This window comes from Nocardia xishanensis NBRC 101358 (genome assembly GCF_001613365.1).
GTDB classification, from domain to species: domain Bacteria; phylum Actinomycetota; class Actinomycetes; order Mycobacteriales; family Mycobacteriaceae; genus Nocardia; species Nocardia xishanensis.
Window position 1 is genome coordinate 1 of record NZ_BDCF01000036.1, and the last position, 19,050, is coordinate 19,050.

General features: G+C 68.4%; 13 protein-coding genes and 1 pseudogene. 11 read left to right on the forward strand and 3 right to left on the reverse strand.

Annotation, left to right across the window (positions count from 1 at the left end; all coding sequences use genetic code 11):
• Positions 1-150: pseudogene (locus tag NX1_RS38135) on the reverse strand (nucleotidyltransferase family protein); the annotation flags it as partial.
• A 201-nt stretch (positions 151-351) separates the two neighbouring features.
• Between NX1_RS38135 and uraD the strand changes: the two are divergent.
• Genes uraD through NX1_RS24565 form a run of 4 tightly spaced genes read left to right on the forward strand, consistent with a single transcriptional unit; the run spans position 352 to position 3,476 of the window.
• On the forward strand, positions 352-855 hold the full coding sequence (gene uraD / locus NX1_RS24550) for a 2-oxo-4-hydroxy-4-carboxy-5-ureidoimidazoline decarboxylase (protein ID WP_068063836.1): 504 nt from the start codon (positions 352-354) through the stop codon (positions 853-855).
• A 37-nt stretch (positions 856-892) separates the two neighbouring features.
• Complete coding sequence (uraH, locus tag NX1_RS24555) at positions 893-1,210, forward strand: hydroxyisourate hydrolase (RefSeq protein WP_068063838.1); 318 nt, start codon at positions 893-895, stop codon at positions 1,208-1,210.
• 2 nt (positions 1,211-1,212) lie between these two features.
• The gene (pucL, locus tag NX1_RS24560; RefSeq protein ID WP_068063841.1) at positions 1,213-2,118 is read left to right on the forward strand and encodes a factor-independent urate hydroxylase; all 906 of its coding nucleotides are present in this window, start codon (positions 1,213-1,215) and stop codon (positions 2,116-2,118) included.
• Entirely contained in the window at positions 2,115-3,476 is a 1,362-nt protein-coding gene (locus NX1_RS24565) for an 8-oxoguanine deaminase (protein WP_068063844.1), read from the forward strand. Before pucL ends, NX1_RS24565 begins: the two co-directional genes overlap by 4 nt.
• A 27-nt stretch (positions 3,477-3,503) precedes the next feature.
• On the opposite strand, the gene NX1_RS24570 is transcribed toward NX1_RS24565, so the two are convergent.
• Together NX1_RS24570 and NX1_RS24575 are read right to left on the reverse strand one after the other, a co-directional pair.
• A complete protein-coding gene (locus NX1_RS24570; protein ID WP_068063846.1) occupies positions 3,504-3,881 on the reverse strand; it encodes a hypothetical protein in 378 nt (125 codons plus the stop codon).
• A 253-nt stretch (positions 3,882-4,134) separates the two neighbouring features.
• Positions 4,135-6,771, reverse strand: a complete 2,637-nt coding sequence (locus tag NX1_RS24575; RefSeq protein ID WP_157120026.1) for a tetratricopeptide repeat protein — start codon at positions 6,769-6,771, stop codon at positions 4,135-4,137.
• 274 nt (positions 6,772-7,045) lie between these two features.
• Here NX1_RS24575 and NX1_RS24580 point away from each other — a divergent pair, with 274 nt between their 5' ends.
• The 7 genes from NX1_RS24580 (at position 7,046) to NX1_RS24610 (ending at position 19,038) form a co-directional block, all read left to right on the forward strand.
• Positions 7,046-7,903: an FAD binding domain-containing protein gene (locus tag NX1_RS24580; protein ID WP_068063851.1), complete on the forward strand. Its 858-nt coding sequence runs from the start codon at positions 7,046-7,048 to the stop codon at positions 7,901-7,903.
• Positions 7,900-10,701, forward strand: coding sequence for a molybdopterin-dependent oxidoreductase (locus NX1_RS24585; RefSeq protein WP_068063853.1), 2,802 nt, complete (start codon positions 7,900-7,902; stop codon positions 10,699-10,701). Before NX1_RS24580 ends, NX1_RS24585 begins: the two co-directional genes overlap by 4 nt.
• Before the next feature lie 2 nt (positions 10,702-10,703).
• The gene (locus tag NX1_RS24590; RefSeq protein ID WP_068063855.1) at positions 10,704-11,945 is read left to right on the forward strand and encodes a DUF6986 family protein; all 1,242 of its coding nucleotides are present in this window, start codon (positions 10,704-10,706) and stop codon (positions 11,943-11,945) included.
• Complete coding sequence (gene alc, locus NX1_RS24595; protein ID WP_068063857.1) at positions 11,942-12,913, forward strand: allantoicase; 972 nt, start codon at positions 11,942-11,944, stop codon at positions 12,911-12,913. The genes NX1_RS24590 and alc overlap by 4 nt, the downstream gene beginning before the upstream one ends.
• Positions 12,910-13,824 (forward strand): allantoinase PuuE, encoded by a 915-nt coding sequence (gene puuE / locus NX1_RS24600; RefSeq protein WP_068063859.1) that lies wholly within the window; start codon positions 12,910-12,912, stop codon positions 13,822-13,824. The genes alc and puuE overlap by 4 nt, the downstream gene beginning before the upstream one ends.
• Before the next feature lie 265 nt (positions 13,825-14,089).
• On the forward strand, positions 14,090-14,416 hold the full coding sequence (locus NX1_RS24605) for a type VII secretion target (protein WP_068063861.1): 327 nt from the start codon (positions 14,090-14,092) through the stop codon (positions 14,414-14,416).
• Positions 14,413-19,038: a DUF6531 domain-containing protein gene (locus NX1_RS24610; protein ID WP_068063863.1), complete on the forward strand. Its 4,626-nt coding sequence runs from the start codon at positions 14,413-14,415 to the stop codon at positions 19,036-19,038. The genes NX1_RS24605 and NX1_RS24610 overlap by 4 nt, the downstream gene beginning before the upstream one ends.
• Positions 19,039-19,050: the final 12 nt, after the last annotated feature.

The following is a 19,050-nucleotide window of genomic DNA, read 5'->3' on the forward strand; positions in this document are numbered from 1 at the left end:
CAGGGCGTCCACCGCGGCGCGCAGCCAGGCGCCGCCCTCGGCCAGCGCCTTGGGGCGGCCGTAGCGGGTGCCCGCGCCCGCGGCGAGCACGATGCCCGCGCAACCCGTGCGGGCGGCCGGAGCTTCTCCGGTGCGTTCCGATACAGCCACGCGTCCCACGCTAGACCGCTCGCGTTGCCGGTGGGTTACCTGAAAGTGCCGGATAAGCGGGGTGTGCGGTTAACCGCGAGAGGCGAGCCTGCGCCTTCGCTCCCGTGCGTCGGGCGGCGGCGAGCGCGTCCGCCCGACACGCCGAAGGTGATCTCCGCCCTTCTGGTGGCGCGCGGGCCCGCCGTATTCGATGCTGGTTCGATGACGGACCAGGCGGCCGGCATCACCGGGTTCAACGCGCTGTCCAACGCGGCGGCCACCGACGCGTTGCTCGCCTGTTGCGCGTCGCCCGCCTTGGCGCGTGAGGTGCTCGCAGGGCGGCCGTACCGCAGCGCCGACGACCTGTACGCGACCGCCGACGCCGTGCTCGCCGCACTCCCCGAGGAAGACATCGACCGCGCGGTGGCCGGGCATCCGCGCATCGGCGGCCGAACGGACAACGTGGCCTCGGCCCGCGAGCAATCCGGGGTGGCGGCCGCTACCGACGCGGTGCGCTCCGCCCTCGCCGAGGGCAACCGGGCCTACGAACAGCGGTTCGGCCACCGCTACCTGGTGTGCGCGACCGGGAGAACCGGCGCGGAACTGCTCGACCTGCTCACCACCCGGCTGCACAACGACCCCGCGACCGAAAGGGCTGTGATGCGAACCGAATTGGCGAGGATCAACCGAATCCGCTTGCGACGGATGCTCGAGGGTCTGGCATGAGTGAACGCAGTAAGCCGAGCGTCAGCGAGGGTCTGGCATGAGCACCCTGAGCACGCACGTGCTCGACGCCGTGCGCGGCGCGCCCGCCGCGGAAATGGCGGTCACCCTGTTCGACGGCGACGCGATCATCGGTGCGGGCGCGACCGATGACGACGGCCGGATCGACGGCCTGGGAGCCGATCTCGCGCCCGGCGTCTACCGGATCGTCTTCGACACCGGCGTCTACTTCGGGCGACAGCGCATCGAGACGTTCTATCCGGAGGTCTCCATCGCGTTCGTGGTCGGTCGCGAGCGGCACTACCACGTCCCGCTGCTGCTCTCGCCGTACGCCTTCTCCACCTACCGAGGGAGCTGAGCATGAACCTGTCCGGTCCGATCGTGCTGTCGGACAACCGATACGGCAAGGCGGAGAACCGGATCGTCCGGATCTACCGCGACGGTCCGCGCCACGAGATCCGCGACGTGAACGTCTCCACGGTGCTGCGCGGGGATTTCGCCGACGCATACACCGCGGGCGACCAGTCCAAGGTGCTGCCGACCGACAGCCAGAAGCAGACCGCCTACGCCTACGCGAAGAAGCCGGGCTTGCAGCCGGTGGAGGACTACGCGCTGGCGCTGGCGCGACATTTCGTGGATGACGTGGAACCGGTCACCAGCGCCGGTGTCGAGGTGGACGAGTATGCCTGGCAACGGGTTTCGGTGGACGGCGCGGAGCACGACCACACCTGGACGCGCCAGGGACCCGAGGTGCGCACGGCGCGGGTGACGGTCGCGGGCAAAGGGGACGCCCAGCGCGCCTGGGTGATCGGCGGCGTGCGGGATCTGGTCATCCTGAAGTCGACCGGTTCGGAGTTCGCCGGCTTCCTCACCGACGAGTTCACCGTGCTCGAGCCAACCCCCGACCGGATGCTGGCCACGTCGCTGGTCGCGCGGTGGCGCTTCGCCGTAACCGAAGGCGTGGACTGGGACGCGACGTACGCGGGCATCCGCGCCAGGCTGGCGGCGGTCTTCGCGACCTACCATTCGAAAGCCTTGCAGCAGACGCTGTTCGAGATGGGGAAGGCGGTGCTCGAGTCGTTTCCGCTGCTCGCCGAGATCCGCCTGTCCGCGCCCAACAAACACCACTTCGACTACGACCTCGGCAGGTTCGGCATCGAGAACCGCGGCGAGGTGTACTACGCGGCCGACCGGCCGTACGGACTCATCCAGGCCACGGTGGCGCGCGCGGACGCACCGGACGCGGGACAGGCGTGGGAGCAGTGAACCAGGCGCCGACGCTGGTGATCGACGGTTGCGCGGTGGTCACCGTCGACGCGGCGGGCACCGAGTATCCACGCGGGTACGTCGTGCTGCACGGCAACCGGATCGGCGCGGTCGGGCCGGGCGACGCGCCCGACCTGGACGTGCCGCGCATCGACGGGCGCGGCTGCCTCCTCACCCCGGGACTGGTCAACACCCACCACCACCTCTACCAGTGGGTCACCAGGGGCCTCGCCGCCGACGCGAGCCTGTTCGACTGGCTGACCACGCTGTATCCGGTCTGGGCAGGCATCGACGAGGAGTCGGTGAGAATCGCCGCCACCGGCGCGCTCGCGGCCCTCGCGCGCACGGGTTGCAGCACGACCGCCGACCACCACTACCTGTTTCCGAGCGAGGGTGGCGACCTGCTCGGCGCGGAGATCGCCGCGGCCGCGACGGTCGGATTGCGCTTCCATCCCTGCCGCGGCGCGATGGATCTAGGCGCGAGCGCGGGCGGTCTGCCGCCCGACTCCGTGGTGGAGTCCATCGACGCAGTCCTCGCCGCGAGCGCCGACGCGATCGCCCGCTGGCACGACCCGTCCTTCGACGCCATGGTCCGCATCGCGCTTGCGCCCTGCTCGCCGTTCTCGGTGACCGCGGACCTGTTGCGCGAGTCCGCCGCGCTGGCCAGGGCCGAGGGCGTGCGGCTGCACACCCATCTCGCCGAGACCCTGGACGAGCAGGACTACTGCCTGGCGACCTACGGCTGCACGCCCGCGCGGTATCTGGAGCGGCTCGGCTGGATCGGCCACGACGTTTGGTATGCCCACGCCGTCCACCTCGACGCCGCCGCGATCGCCACCATCGCGAAAGCGGGCTCGGGCATCGCGCACTGCCCGACCTCCAACGGACGCCTCGGCGCTGGCGTCGCCCGCATTCCCGACCTGCTCGCCGCGGGCGCGACGGTCGGGCTCGGCGTCGACGGCGCCGCGAGCAACGAAGCGGGGTCGATGATCGAGGAACCCCGCAACGCGCTGCTCTACGCCAGGGCCGCCCGTGGCCCGCGCGCGATGACCGTACGCACCGCACTCGAGCTGGCCACCATGGGCGGCGCCAAGGTACTCGGCCGCGCCGCCGAGATCGGCTCCATCGAGCCGGGCAAGCTCGCCGACCTGGCCCTGTGGCGGCTCGACACCCCAGCCCACGCGGGCATCGACGACCCCGTAACCGCCCTGATCCTCGGCTCCCCACCCCCGCTGGCCGCACTCATCGTGAACGGGCGCGAGGTGGTCCGCGACGGGGAGGTGCGCACGGTGGACGAGGAATCGGTGGGCCAGGAGGTAGCGCGAGCACAAGCGATGCTCGTCGCTGCGGCGCGGTGAACTGCTGGAGGACAGCGTGTTTCGCGCTCAGATCGCGAACACTGTCGTCCCCTCTGCGACAGTGTTCGCGGTCTCGTGGCGCGCGGACGATCCGGGGCGATCGAGGATATGCGGCCCGGCGCGCAGCGCCAGCAGGCACATCACGTCGTGCAGCGTCAAGCCCAGCTCGGCGGCGTGCAGCTCGGCGACCTCGGTGTCGAACGGCGGAGTGTCCGAATCTTGCTCCAGCAAAATCTGTTCCGCGAGGACGAGGCCCGTGAGAGCTTGCGCACGGGTGAGCCTGCGGTGGGTCGGCAGGTAGGAGAGCACCCACCGTCCGTGCCAGGTCTCCGGCAGGTCGACGCGGAACGCGACCTCCTGTGCCACATCGCTGGTCATCAGCCACTCCGAGGACGTAATCGCCATCGCAGGAACCCCTTTCGTCCGGGCGGCGCTCGCCGCGTTCGGGAGGTGATATCAGGGTGACAGCTGCGGTCCGCGATTCGCGATCCCACGGCCGGAGCCGATTTCTTCGCCGACCACGGGGTTGTTACCTGCTGAAACGGTGCGGATGCGGAGGAAACATCACAATCGGCGTCACGACTCTGCCGCCCGTCGTGCGGGGAGCCGTCCCTTCGCCGCCGATCCGAGAATGTGGCGTGCGGTCTGTGCGTTCGGCCTATTCGGTGAGCTGCCGACCGCAGTCGTATCTGCCGATATCGGCGCGGGTTCGCTCGGTCAGCTGTACGCCGAGATGTTCGTACAGTGCCAAGGCGGCACAGAGATTTTCGCGCGCGGCGTCCTCGCGGCCCATATCGGCGAAGACGTTTCCGAGGCTCTGCAACGCGTCGGCCTCGCCGTGCGGATCTCTGATGCGCTGTGCGAGGTCGCGTGACTTCGCGTAATAGTCTCGCGCGACGGTGTATTCGCCGAAGCGACGCTCGACGTGGCCGAGACCGCGCAGCGTATCGACTTGGCACTGCCGATCGTCGATATCGGTGGCGATGCGATACGCATCGCTGAAACGGCGGCGCGCGCCCGCGAAGTCGCCGGACTTACGTGCGATGTTGCCGAGACCCCAGAGCGACCAGCACTCGCCGGTACGATCACCGATCCGGCGCGCGATGCGCAACGCGTCCTGATAGTGCCGCTGTGCCGTGGCATGCTCGCCGGTCATCCGTTCGATATGGGCTTGGCCGCGCAGCACGTCGGCGCGCAGCTTCGCGTTCGCGGTGCGTTGCGCGATGTCGGCCGCGTCGGCGTAGTTCTGCATGGCCTTCTTGAAATCTCCGGTGAGGCGGATCACCTCGGCATAGCCCCAGAGCGTGGCAGCGAGGCGCTGCGGGTCTCCTAGGTCGCGGGCGATCGCCAAGGCGCGCTCGAAATGCTCACGCGCGGTGCGGTATCCGCAGGCCATCCGCTCCACGAGACCGAGGCCGATCAGCGCGTCGCATTCGATGGCGGGGTCCGCGATGGCGGCGGCCATCTCGAGTGCGCGCAGGTAGAGCCAGTGCGCGTCCGACCAGAGTCCCTCGCCGAACAGATCGGTGCCGAGCAGGATCGCGAGTTCGGCGGCCGCGGGCGTGGATCCGGTGGCGGCGATGCAGCCGAGCAGCATCTCCCGTTCCCTGGTCAGCCAGGCCACGGCCTGCGCCACTTCGCTGCCTGGCGTCTCGACTACGGGATACTTGGCGCCGCGCGCCGTGACGGCCGTGCGCTGCGGTCCTGCGCGACGGGCCACCGCGAGGCCCGCCGCGACCAGGCGTTCCAGGGTCAGCGCGTGCTCACCCGGCACGCCGTCGCGTTCGGCTTGTAGCCGCGCCAGCAGCCGGGTCAGATCGTGCATCCGGTAGCGCGAGCCGCCCGGACCACCCTCGGCCGGGTCGAGAAAGCCCGCTTCGAACATTTGCCGAATCAGCGTCTTGGCTTCGCCGAGCTTGGTCTTCGCCATCGTGGCCAGCGATTCCGCGGTGATCTCCGGACCGGGGAACCAGCCGAGCATCCGCACCGCCCGCCGCTGCGTGGGTGTCTGCAATCGCTGGTACGAAGTCTCGAAGGCCGCGCGCAGCGACTCGTCCTCGGCGGCGAACCGATCGAGGATGTAGGCGGCGACCGATTCGCCGAAGACGTCCTCGCCGGGCGTACCCCTGAGCTCTTCGGCCCTGGTGGCGAACTCGGCGGCGCTCTCGGCGAGCAGATCGACGCCGTGATGAGCGATCTGGCCGCCGATCAGCCGGATCGCCAGCGGCAGCCGCCCCGAGGTCTCCAGGATCTGGCGCACCGCGCCGCGGTCGTACCCGCAGGGCAGGTTGCCCAGCTTCACCAGCAATTCCTCGGCTTCGCGCCAGCCCATCACGTCCAAGTGCAGCGGCGCTGCCTCGGCCAGACCGGTGAGTTTGCCGCGGCTGGTGATCAGGACCAGGCTTCCGGCAGCCTGCGGCAGCAGCAATCGGACGTGGGCGGTGTCGAGCACGTTGTCGAAGACGATGAGCATGCGGCGCTGACGCATGACGGCGCGCCACTGCGCGGCGCGGCCGGTCAGATCGTCGATGATGCGCTCGCGCGGCACTTCGACCTGGAGCAACAGCTGTTCCAGCACGTCGGTGGGCAGGCGCGGGTCTCGCCCGACGGTATGGCCGTGCAGGTCGGCCCAGATCGTTCCGTCCGGATAATGCTTGGCGAACGCCGCCACGGCGTATCTCGCGAGCGCCGACTTGCCGATTCCGGTCAGCCCGTCGATGACGTGCACGGCGGGTCCGTCGCCGTTCAGGTGCCGGTGTACCCGGTCGTGCAGCTCCTTCTTGGGCAGAACGCGGCCGGTGAAATACGGAACCTCGGGTGGCAGTCCCGCGCTCACCGGTGTCCGGTTCCGGTCGTCGGAGCGCCGGGCGATCGCCTCCTGGAACTCGAGGCGCTCGGCGGCAGGCATCAGCTCCAGGTCGGCGAGATCGACCAGCTGCTCCCAGCTGGTTCCGTAGATGGTCGACAGAATCTTCAGCACGCGGATGGTCGGTCTGGCCGAGGCGCCCGCCGTCGGCCATGCCTCGTACTCCGAGATCCGGCTGGCCCGCATGGTGGCCTGCGGGTTGCCGGTGATCTGGTTGTACCGCTCGGCGACCGCACTCTGGGTCAGCTCGTTCGCCAGCCGCCATGCCTGGCGCGGCCTGCACCCACGCTGGCGCAGCTCGTCGGCCAGCGGTTCGAGCAGCTGGTGTTCGGTCAGCCCGAGACCGGTCAGAAAGGCACGGATCCTGCGACGCTCGGCGATGCCGTACTTGTCCACTGGTCGCTGTTCCGGTCGGACGGCTCGGTCCACCGAGCACCTCCCCGCTGCTGTAGGTGTCCTCCGGACCGGGGGCTTCGGCGCGCACCGCCGCTCCGGACAACTCCTTGGTAGCAGCGGCTTTTTGACCAGGTCAAGTACGGTGCCGCCGCTCGGCGGCCGATTTCCACGCCGCGCGTGCCTCCGACGGTGGCTCGGAGGACGATCGAGGTAACCGACGCGCAATCAGGGGCGGGTGTCGCGCAACGTCGCGGCAACCAGCAGCCCCTACTGTGGCGGCAGGGCGCTGTGAAGCGAGGTGAGAGACGTGGACCTGGACACGATCCGGGAGGTGACGGTGGCGAGGGGGCGGGCCGACCTGGCCGGTGTCGGCGGGGCGACCGGGGTGCTGGCTGGGGGCACCTTCCTGTTCTCGGAGCCGCAGCCGCAGCTGGTGCGGCTCATCGATATCACCGCGCTGGGCTGGCCCGCGTGCACGATCACCACCGAGGGGCTCGAGGTCGCGGCGACGTGCACCTTGGCGCAGTTCGCCGACGCCGCTCCCGGGCGTGAGCTGGGTGGGGGCGCGCGGTGGCGGCGGTGGCCGGGGACCGCGCTGTTCGCGCAGGCTTGCCGGGCGCTGGTGGCATCGCACAAGATCTGGCACAGCGCGACGGTCGGCGGGAACGTGTGTCTCGCGCTGCCCGCCGGTGCGGTGCTCGGCGCGCTGGTCGCGCTGGACGGTGTCGCACTGGTGTGGGCGGCAGGGGGCGGTGATCGCCGGATTCCGCTGCGGGAGTTCGTGATCGGACCGGGGCTGACGGTGCTGCGCCATGGCGAGGTGCTGCGCTCGATCGCCATCCCGGAGCGGGCGCTACTCGCGCGCACCGCGTTTCGGAAGATCGCGCTCGCGCCGCTCGGACGCTCGGGCGCGGTGGTGATGGGTCGACGGGAGTCCGGCGACCGGTGCGTGCTGACGCTCACGGCGGCGACGACCCGGCCGGTCGTGCTCGACTTCCAGCTCGTGCCGGACGACCGGGCGGTGGCGGCGGCGCTGGCCGAGGTGGATCCGGCGCTCTGGTTCGACGATCCGCACGGCGCGCCGGATTGGCGCAGGCACGTCGCGGGCCTGCTGGCCGCCGAGGTGGCCGCGGAGCTACGCGCCGAACCCGTTGGGCAGCCATGAAATTCGAGCTGGACGGACGCATCGTCGACGCCGAACCCCGTCCCGGCCAGTGTCTGCGCACCCTGCTGTGCGAGCAAGGCTGCTTCGCCGTGAAGAAGGGCTGCGACGCGGGTGACTGCGGCGCTTGTTCGGTACGGCTGGACGGCGTGACGGTGCACTCGTGCGTCATCCCGGCCTATCGCGCGGCGGACCGGTCCGTCACTACCGCGGCGGGGCTCGGTGATCAGGAGCGGCCGCATCCGGTCCAGCGGCGATTCCTCGACGAGGCGGCGTTCCAGTGCGGGTTCTGCACGGCCGGAATGGTGGTCACCGCAGCGGGATTGGGGTGCGGAACCGAATCGGGGCCGGACCCCGCCGACCTTCCGGAACTGTTGAAGGGGAATCTCTGCCGCTGCACGGGGTATCGGCCGATTCGCGCGGCGCTGACAGAGGGTAGCTCAGCCACACCGATCGGAACGGTTGTGCCCGAACAGCCGAGCGGCGAAGGCGCGCGAGCGGGAGCTGCTGTGGCCGAGCAGCATCCAGCGGGTGGCCGCGTCGGTGCACCGGCAGGGCCCAGGATCGTCACCGGCCGTGAGCCGTTCACCCTCGACGTGCTGCCCGAGGCCGACAACCCCGCCGCGCCTCCGTCCGCCCCACTGCACATCGCGGTTCTCCCGAGCCCGCACCCGCACGCGCGCATCCTCTCCATCGATACCGCTGCCGCCGAGGCGCTACCTGGCGTGCGAGCGGTGCTGACCTACGCCGACTCGCCCTCGGTGCCGTTCTCCACGGCCAGGCACGAGTGGCGCACGGACGACCCGGACGACACGTTCGTCCTCGACCGCACCGTGCGTTTCGTCGGACAGCGTGTCGCCGCCGTGGTCGCGGACAGTATGGAGATCGCTTCGGCTGGCTGCCGAGCCCTGCGGGTCACCTACAAGCTGCTGCCCTCGGTGTTCGATCCGGCGGATGCGCTTGCCGAGGACGCGCCGAAACTGCATGCTGACAAACCGGATTCGTCCCGTATCGCCGATCGTGCGCGCAACGTGGTCGCCGAATTGCACGGCGGGGTGGGAGATATCGAGGCTGGACTGGCCGCCGCCGCACGTGTGGTGCGCGGCACGTGGCACTCCCCGCGCGCTCAGCACGTGCACCTCGAAACGCACTGCGGCATAGGCTGGCTGGACGCCGAAGGCAGGCTCGTCATCCGATGCAGCACGCAGGTGCCGTTCCTGGTCCGCGACGAACTGTGCCACGTGTTCGGGCTGGAACGCGACCGTGTGCGGATCTTCGCGGCCCGGGTCGGCGGCGGGTTCGGCGCCAAACAGGAGATGCTGGTCGAGGACCTCATCGCGCTCGCGGTGCTGCGCACGGGACAGCCGGTGCAGTACGAGTACACCCGCTCCGCCGAATTCACCGGTGCCACCGCCAGGCACCCGATGCGGGTCGCCGTCACTGCGGGCGCGGACGTGGACGGCGTGCTGACCGCACTGGCCGTCGATGTGCTCGCCGACGCGGGCGCCTACGGCAATCACAGCCCCGGCGTCATGTATCACGGGGTGAGCGAGTCGATCGAGGTGTACCGGTGCGCGAACAAGCGTGTGGACGCGGTGGCGGTCTATACCAACAACATTCCCTCCGGCGCCTTCCGCGGCTATGGCCTCGGCCAAATCATCTACGCCGTCGAATCGGCGCTGGACGAACTGGCCCGAGAACTCGGCATCGACCCGTTCGATCTCCGCAGGCGCAACGTGGCCGTGCCCGGTGACCCGTTCGTCGGCGCAGCGCCGGAGCCGGGGGATCTGGTGTTCGGCAGCTACGGTCTCGACCAGTGCCTCGACCTCGCGCAACGAGCCATGATGCGCGGCAACGGGATAGCGTCGCCGGGTCCGGGGTGGTCGGTGGGCGAGGGGATGGCGTTGGCGATGATCGCGACCATACCGCCGCGCGGCCACCGTTCCTCGGCCGTCGCGCTGCTCGACACCGATGGTGGTTACGAAATCAGAGTGGGCACAGCGGAATTCGGTAGCGGAACGACCACCGTTCTGGCGCAGCTGGCTGCCGCCGCTCTGCACACCGATGCGGCGCGCATCGCGATCCGGCAGTCGGACACCGACCTCGTCGAATACGACACCGGCACGTTCGGTTCCACCGGCATCGTCGTCGCGGGTAAGGCCGCCTATGCCGCCGCGCTGGCGCTGAAGGATCTGCTGCTGGCACGGGCCGCCGAACTCGCGGGGACGGCGGCGGGCGACTGCGTGCTCGGTCCGGACGGTGTGCGGTGCGGTGATCGGCTGATTCCCTTGACGAAACTCGCGGCAGGGGGCGAGCTGTTGGCGCACGGCGAGCACACCGGCATTCCGCGCTCGGTCAGCTTCAACGTGCACGCCTTCCGCGTCGCCGTCGAGCGGGCGACCGGCCGGGTCCGCGTTCTGCAATCGGTCCAGGCCGCCGACGCGGGCACCGTGCTCAACCCGGTGCAGTGCCGCGGCCAAGTGGAGGGCGGGGTGGCCCAGGCCATCGGCACAGCGCTCTACGAGGACATGCGCTCCGAACACGGCGTGGTGACCACCCGGACGTTGCGGCATTACCACATTCCGCAGCTCGCCGATCTACCCTCGACCGAGGTCTACTTCGCCGACACCGCCGACGAACTCGGACCGCTCGGCGCGAAATCGATGAGCGAGTCACCGTACAACCCGGTCGCCCCGGCAATGGCCAACGCCATTCGCGACGCCGTGGGGGTGCGCATGCATCGACTGCCGATGACGGCCGACCGGGTTTGGCGCGCCATGCAGGAGGGAGAGGAGCGGTGACCATGACACGCCTGCCGGAGAACGTCCGGGCCAGGATCGAGGCCATGCTCGAAGCCGTCGATGCCGATCTGCGGGTGCGCTACCCGGGGCAGGCAGACAGGGCACAACCGATCCACACCGTCTACGTGCCCGCCGACCGGGCGAGCGCCGACACACCTGCGAAATGGGGTGCCGCGGCAGTCGAGTTGCTCGACGCGCACCGCGAACCGCTCGCCGAGCTCGACACCGCGTCGACGCTCCCGGCGGTGCGGGAGCGGCTGCTGCGCGAACCGATCCAGGATCTGCGGATCGATTTCGAGGACGGCTACGGTTTCCGCTCGGACGAAGAGGAGGACGCCGCGGCCACCGTGGCGGGCGAGATCCTGGCGGGTTGGGCCGCGGGCGGCGACGGTCCGGCGGGGTTCGGCATCCGGGTCAAAGGACTGGCCGGTCTCGAACGCCGCAGGGCGCTGCGCACTCTCGAACTCGTGCTGGACGCCGCGGGCGGAGTGCCGCCGGGTTTCGTCTTCACGGTGCCGAAGATCCGTGCCGCCGAGCAAGTTTCGGCGGTCGTCGCACTGTGCGAGGGGCTGGAGCGCGGCGCGGGGCTCGCCGACGCGACGCTGCGCTTCGAATTGCAGATCGAGAGCCCGCAGGCGATCGTCGGCTCCGACGGCAGCGTGCCGGTCGCCAAGATGATCAAGCTGGCCGGGAAACGCTGCGCCGGAATGCATTTCGGGACGTATGACTACACCGCCGCTTGCGGGGTGGCCGCCACCTATCAGGCGCTCGATCATCCCGCGGCGGACCACGCCAAGGCCGTCATGCAGGCGGCCGCGGCGCAGACCGGCGTCTGGGTGTGCGACGGATCCACCCAGATCGTGCCCGAGATCGAACCGGAAGCAGCGCTGCGCGAACACCATCGGCTCGTCACCCGGGCCTTGCGTCGCGGCTACTACCAGGGCTGGGACATGCACCCGGGACACCTGATCACGCGGTGGATGGCGACCTACGCGTTCTTCCGCGGCGCGATCGACGTCGCGGTGCCGCGGCTGCGGGCCTACCTGGCGCGGCAAGACGCCGGGGTGGTGGACGAACCGGCCACCGCCGAGGCGCTGGCCGCCACCGTGCTGCGCGGCCTGCGTTGCGGCGCGCGATCCGAGGAGGAATTGTCCGTGGCGGCACCGGAATTGACGCCCGAAGTGCTGCGTGCGTTGGCGGCCCGCGAGCCGATCGGTGATCTCGGCGTTCGGGAGAAGCGATGAACGAGGCGGACGGGCACTTCACGCTGCTGCCCGATCTGGCGGTCCGCCCGCTCGGCGGCGCGGTGATCTGGGCCAACGACGAGTTCTTCGCGGAGAAGGAGAACTTGATCAGTCCCGGTGTCCCGGAGTATCGACCGTCCACCTTCGGGCACAAGGGCCAGATCTACGACGGGTGGGAGACCCGAAGGCGCCGTGGCGCACCCGGCGACGACTCGGCCATCGTGCGGCTCGGTGTGCCGGGGGTGATCCGCGGCGTCGTGGTCGACACCGCGTGGTTTCGCGGCAACTATCCGCCCGCGGTCTCGCTGTCGGCCCTCGAGGTTCAAGGCTATCCGCCCGCCGAAACCCTGGCCTGCCGTACGGATTGGGTGACGTTGGTCGACCGGGCTCCCATCGCCGGCGACACCCGCAATCCATTCGCCGTGGACAGCGACAAGCGGTGGACCCACGTGCGACTCACCGTGCATCCGGACGGCGGCGTGGCGCGGCTGCGCGTGCACGGCGAAGGACGGCCCGATCCCGCTCTGTTCGGACTGGGCCCGCTCGACCTGGCGGCGCTGGAGAACGGCGCGCTGGTGCTCGACTGCTCCAACCGCTTCTACAGCTCACCCAACCAGCTGCTCTACCCGGGCTCGGCGCGATCCATGGGCGACGGGTGGGAGACCGCGCGCCGCCGCGACGATGGAAACGACTGGGTGCGTATCCGTCTGGCGGGGCCGGGCCTGATCCGGCTCGCCGAGATCGACACCTCCCATTTCCTCGGCAACAGCCCCGGCGCCGCGCGGCTCACCGGCCGCACCAACGACGGCACCGAGGTCGAATTGCTGCCTCGCACCGAACTGCTGCCCGATACCAGGCACCGGTTCCCGATCACGCCGATGGCGGCCTCGGTCGAGGAGGTACGCCTGGACATCTATCCCGACGGCGGACTCGCGCGGCTGCGGCTGTACGGGGAGCTCGGCGCATGAGGGACTTCGTCGGATACGGACCGAACCCGCCCGACCCGCACTGGCCCGGCGCGGCGCGCATCGCCGTGCAGTTCGTGCTCAACTACGAGGAGGGCGGGGAGAACAATGTGCTCGACGGCGACCCGCATTCGGAGACCTTCCTCTCGGAAATCACTCCGGCCGAGGCATTTCCGAACCGCCACATGAGCATGGAGTCGCTGTACGAGTACGGCTCTCGCGCCGGACTGTGGCGGGTGCTCCGGGTGTTCGAGCGCCGCGGGCTTCCGCTGACGGTATTCGCGGTGGCCAGTGCGATGCGGCGTAATCCGGAGGCGGTGGCCGCGTTCACCGAACTCGGCCACGAGATCGCCTGCCACGGCCTGCGCTGGAAGTCCTACCAGCTCACCGACATCGAGACCGAACGCGCCCACCTCGCCGAGGCGGTGCGCATCCACACCGAGCTGACCGGCGCAGCGCCGCACGGATGGTACACCGGCCGCGATTCGCCCAACACCCGCGAATTGGTCGTCGAGCACGGCGGTTTCGTCTACGACTCCGATTCCTACGCCGACGACCTGCCGTACTGGGTCACCGTGCGCGGCCGCGACCACCTGGTGGTGCCGTACACCCTGGACACCAACGACATGCGCTTCGCCTCCCCGGCAGGCTTCCCCAGCGGCGAACAGTTCTTCGCCCACCTGCGCGACGCCTTCGACGTCCTCTATCGCGAAGGGGCCGAAGGAAACCCGAAAATGCTCTCCATCGGCCTGCACTGCCGCCTCGTCGGCCGCCCCGCCCGCACCGCCGCCCTGGAGCGCTTCCTCGACCACGTGCAGTCCAACGACCGCGTGTGGATCACGCGGCGCATCGACATCGCCGAGCACTGGAAGGCTGTGCATCCGCCGGAGGAGAACGCAGGCGACCGGAGCTAGGCGAGCCAGCCGCGCTGCTGCCTGTCCCGGAAGTACAGATCGTCGTCGTCCGGCTCGTCCGGGGCGACGACGAGGTCTCGGTGCGGTGCCGAGCGCGTCGCAACCCGGAACACGTGCTGGTCGCGATCCTCACAGGCACTGCGGCACAGCGATTGTCGGCCGCTATGACCGACATCGGCGTCTGGCTATGCTCATGGGGGCATTTCTGCGGTGCCACAAAGTGTTTGGACCTGGGTGTCTGCCCGGGGCGGGGAGGTGGTCCTTCATGGCCGAAAGCTTGAACGTCGATCCGGAGCGGATCCGTACGCACGCGTCGAATGTCGAGAAGCTGGCCGCGCCGCTGGGGCAGGCGTTGGAGGCGGCGAAGGCGGTGTCGGCTCCCACCGATGCGTTCGGCAAAATCTGTGCGTTCCTGCCGCCGCTGTTCGTGGATTCGGTCGAGACCGACGGGATCGCAGCGCTGGAGGCCGCTGTGACGGCTGTCGGTGAGGACGCGGGGAAGTTGCGGACGGTGGCCGACGGTTACGAGAGCACCGACAGCTCGAATGCGAGCAAGCTGAAGGCGGTCGAGCCGAACGGGTCCACTCAGTGAGTGACGGCCAGTCGAATCCGCTGATCGCGCAGGCCGAGGACTCTACCGAGTGGTATTCCGGCGTCACGCTTTTCGAGTCGGTTTCGGATACCTACGAGGCGATTTCGTCGGGCTCGTGGGTCGAGGCGGGCCTGGGTGTCGTGGGTGTCGGGCTCGAGGTCGCCGCTGTGGTGGTCGATCCGCTCGGCACGCTGGCCGGGTTCGGTGTCGGATGGTTGATCGAGCATGTCGAGCCGTTGCAGGAGGCATTGAACTGGGTCGCCGGTGATCCGGATCAGATCGAGGCGTATGCCAAGACCTGGAGCAATGTTTCGGAGAAGATCAACGAGGCGGCCGAGGCGCACAAGCGAGCGGTCGAGCAGGACATTTCCGAGTGGCAGGGCGCGACGGCGACCGCCTATCGAGGGCGGGCGGCCGAAACCGCCGACGCGCTGGCGGCCGCGACGAAGGCGGCCGAGGCCGCGTCGCAGGCCATTCAGATGGCGGGCGGCGTGGTGGCCGCGGTGCGGATGATGGTGCGCGACATCGTCGCTCAGGCCGTCGGACGGTTGGCGGTGTGGGCCGCGGAGGCGATCTTCACCCTCGGCGTCGGCACCCCGGTGGTGGCCACCCAAGCGACCGTCTATGTCGCCAAGACGCTGACCACGATCTCCAAGCTGTTCCGCAAGCTCGCCAGCACCATGTCGAAGCTGACCCCGCTGCTGCGCAAGCTGAAAGACGCGTTCGCGTCGATCATCAAGAAGCTCACCGGGAAGCGCGGCGGCACCCCGTCGGGCGCTCGTCCGTCGAAGAAGACCACCAACGACACCACACCGGCCAACACGGATACGAAACCGGCCAGCACCGACACCAAGCCAGCGGGCACCGAGACGAAGCGCACCGATACTCCGTCGAAACAACCTGACTCGCCGAACAATTCCCCTGACGGGACGAATCCCGCTGGCACGAACTCGCCGAGCAACACCGACAAGCCGAACCCCAGTAGCCTCAAGAAGTCGAACGAGGGCGTGGGCGATGAAGCACGGACCAACAATCCGAAGGACACGCAGAAGCCGGAGGATGTCAACAGCTGTGGTGACCCCGTCGACGCCGCGACCGGTGAATTCCTGCTTCCTGAAACCGATGTGGAGCTGGCCGGTGTGCTCCGCCTGGAGTTGCGGCGCAGGCACCGGTCGAGCTACCGCTTCGGACGCTGGTTCGGGCCATCGTGGTCGGCGACCCTGGACATGCGCGTTGTCGTCGATCAGCAGGGCGTGACCTTCGTCGGCGAAGACGGAATGCTGCTCGCCTACCCGCACACAGCACCCGACGTCGCCGTGCTTCCCTCAGGTCGTTCGCCGCGCTGGCCGATGACGCGCACGGAATCGGGTGGATATCGGGTATCCGACCCCGATCGTGAAATCACTTGGCACTTCACGCCTGAGCCCACGCGCAGCGCCCTGCCCACGCTGCTCGGCGACTATCCGATCACCGCGATCACCGACCGCCACCACAACGAGGTTCGCTTTCACTACGACACCGACGGCACGCCGACCGAAGTCACCCATTCCGGTGGTTACCGGGTAGGAGTCGAGACCTCAGGCGGGCGAGTCACGGCGCTTTCGGTACTCGGTCGCGACGCCTACGGGACACAGATCGTCACTCGCGTTCGCGAATTCCGTTATGAGGCGGGTCAATTGGCGTCGGTTACGAACGGCGTTGGCGCCACCACCGGCTACACCTATGACGACGAACATCGGATGCTCTCGTGGACAGACTCCAACGGCAACCAGATGCACAACGTCTACGACGGGGCGGGGCGTGTTATCCGCCAGCACGGCACCAATGGCATCATGTCGGCCGAGTTCGACTACGCCGCCCTTCCCGACGGATCGGGTACCCGCACCACTTTCACCAATTCGCAGGGTGCGGCGACGGTATTCGAGTTCGACTCCGACCTGCGATTGCGGAACATGATCGATCCGACCGGTGCGCGTACCCGCACGGACTACAACGATGACCGCAAACCCGTCCGGGTTATCGCCGCAGACGGGGCGATCACGCGATACGAGTACAACGACGACGGCGACCTGGCTGCGGTTACTCGACCGGACGAGGCGACGATTCATGTCGAATACCAGGCCCGCAACCGGCCCGCCGCGATCAGCGATGCGGATGGTTCGGTCAGGCGCTTCGAATACGACGAGCACGGAAACCTCACCGCGATCGTCGACAGCGCGGGCGTGCGCACTGTGCACACCCACCACGGATCAGGTGCGGTCGCGTCGATTGTCGAATCGACCGGCGCGCGAACGGAAATCGAAGTCGACGCGGCTGGGCTGCCGATCACCATCGTGGACGCCCACGGCGGAATCTCGCGGATCACTCGTGACCATTTCGGTCGTCCCGTCACCGTCATCGACCCACTGAACGCGATCACGCGCTATCAATGGTCACCGGAGGGAAAGCTCCTGTGCCGCACCGACTCCGACGGCCACACCGCGACCTGGGAATGGGACGGGGAAGGTAATCTCCGCACCCACATCGACCGCGCAGGCGGGGAGACCAGCTTCACCTACGGCGCGTTCGACCTGCTGGCCTCGCGTACCGAGCCCGATCAGACGGTCACCCGGTACGCGTGGGACACCGAGCGTCGAATGGTCGCGGTGGTCAACCCGCTCGGTCATACGTGGCGCTACAACTACGACCCGGCCGGTCGGATCGTCAGCGAGGTCGACTACACCGGCGCGCAGACCCGATACGACTTCGACACCGCCGGGCGAGTCGCGGCAGTCACGGCCGCTACGGGCGTCATCAGGCGTAACCGCTACGACATTCTCGGGCGGCTTCTCGAAGTGCGCGCCGATACCGGCGAGTGGGTTCGCTACTCCCATGACGTGGTCGGGCGGCCACTCACCGCGATATCCGGCGTAGGCAACGACCGCACGCACACCGTCGAATCCACTTACACCGCCCAAGGTCGTCTCGCTGCCCAACGCGTCGACGACCGCCCGGCCATGCACTTCCAGTACGACGACTTCGGTCGCCGCGTCGCCCGAACGAACCCGTCCGGCTCGACAACCACCTGGCAACACGACATCAGCGGGCGGATCACCGGGCTCACCACCGACGGCCACTCGATCGCCTTCGCCCACGACGCGGTCGGCCGCAGCACCGGGTGGCGCCTCGGCGCCATCACCGTCGACCAGTCACTCTCCTCGCACGGCTTCGTCACCCAGCAGCAAGTGCACGCCGACCCCGCGCCCTCCCACGATCCATCGATCCCGCCCGGTCCGAGCCTGCTCCGCCGCGACGACTACACCTGGCGCCCAGACGGATACATCGCCACGCACACCACCACCCGCCCCGATACCGGACCGGTCGTCCGCGATTACACCCTCGACGCGATCGGGCGTGTCACGACGATCACCGCCAATGGGCTGACCACCGAGCGCTATACCTACGACGCTCTCAGCAACATCACCAGCAGCGAGCTGCCCGAGACGATCGCGCCCACACCGGATGCGGCCGCCGTCACCACCAGAGCCGATTCCACCACCGACAACCGCCGCGAATACCGCAACAACCTGCTCATCCGAGACGGCCGCACCCGCTACCACTACGACGAAGCCGGCCGCCTGATCCGCAAGGAAACCACCCGCCTATCCCGCAAACCCGACATCTGGCACTACCGCTACAACGCATTCGACCAGCTCACCGACGTTTATACGCCGGACCGGCAGTGGTGGCACTACACCTACGACGCCTTCGGCCGTCGCACCTCTAAACAACACCTCACCAATCAAGGCGACCTCCTCGAAACCACCCACTATGCCTGGGACACCGCCCACCTCGTCGAACAAGCCACCCGACAGGGCGTTATGCGCTGGAACTACCAGCCCAACGCCCACACCCCCATCACCCAAGCTACCGACCAAGCAAGCACCGACCGCGAATTTTTCGCCATCATCACTGATTTGGTCGGTACCCCGACCGAACTCTTCGATCCCTATGCCGCCGACTCGGTTGGTAATGCAACAACTGATTTGTGGGGTACTACGACCTGGCAGGGTGCCGCAAGCACGCCGCTACGGTTCCCAGGTCAACAGTATGACGCCGAGACCGGCTTACATTACAATCTCTTTCGCACGTACAGTCCGGTAGCTGGAAGGTACCTGACGCCGGATCCCCTCGGTCTGGCTCCGGCTCCCAATCCCGCTGTCTATCCGCATAACCCGACGACATGGATAGACCCACTAGGACTAATTCCATGCGAAACGCTGTACCGCACGATGAGTGAAAGGCATTTTGCGAGGTTCATGCGGACCGGGGATGTTCCCGCGACCGGTGAGACATTTACATCTCCAACCCAAGCCTTTTCCGAGGGATACGAAGGGGTGCTTGTTAAATTCAGATTGAAGCCAGGAACCATAGAGGCGCTCGAAAGAATTGGAGTACGAGATCCGACGGATGAAATGGCGGCGGCACATCCTGAGATGCGGTTAGCACCGTCGGGCTGGAACGGGACATCGGCTTTGTTCAAATGGGAGGGTGGGCAGCAAAATATTGGATTGGGCCGCGGGCCTGGACTGGATATATTCAACGATAACATTCTTGGTTTCGAGGTGATTCGTGGCGCTTAATGATGGAGATAG

Excerpts from the sequence above, each read along its gene's own strand:
- uraD (WP_068063836.1), top strand. The coding sequence starts at position 352 with ATGACGGACCAGGCGGCCGGCATCACCGGGTTCAACGCGCTGTCCAAC.
- uraH (WP_068063838.1), top strand. The coding sequence starts at position 893 with ATGAGCACCCTGAGCACGCACGTGCTCGACGCCGTGCGCGGCGCGCCC.
- pucL (WP_068063841.1), top strand. The coding sequence starts at position 1,213 with ATGAACCTGTCCGGTCCGATCGTGCTGTCGGACAACCGATACGGCAAG.
- NX1_RS24570 (WP_068063846.1), bottom strand. The coding sequence starts at position 3,881 with ATGGCGATTACGTCCTCGGAGTGGCTGATGACCAGCGATGTGGCACAG.
- NX1_RS24585 (WP_068063853.1), top strand. The coding sequence starts at position 7,900 with ATGAAATTCGAGCTGGACGGACGCATCGTCGACGCCGAACCCCGTCCC.
- NX1_RS24590 (WP_068063855.1), top strand. The coding sequence starts at position 10,704 with ATGACACGCCTGCCGGAGAACGTCCGGGCCAGGATCGAGGCCATGCTC.
- alc (WP_068063857.1), top strand. The coding sequence starts at position 11,942 with ATGAACGAGGCGGACGGGCACTTCACGCTGCTGCCCGATCTGGCGGTC.
- puuE (WP_068063859.1), top strand. The coding sequence starts at position 12,910 with ATGAGGGACTTCGTCGGATACGGACCGAACCCGCCCGACCCGCACTGG.
- NX1_RS24605 (WP_068063861.1), top strand. The coding sequence starts at position 14,090 with ATGGCCGAAAGCTTGAACGTCGATCCGGAGCGGATCCGTACGCACGCG.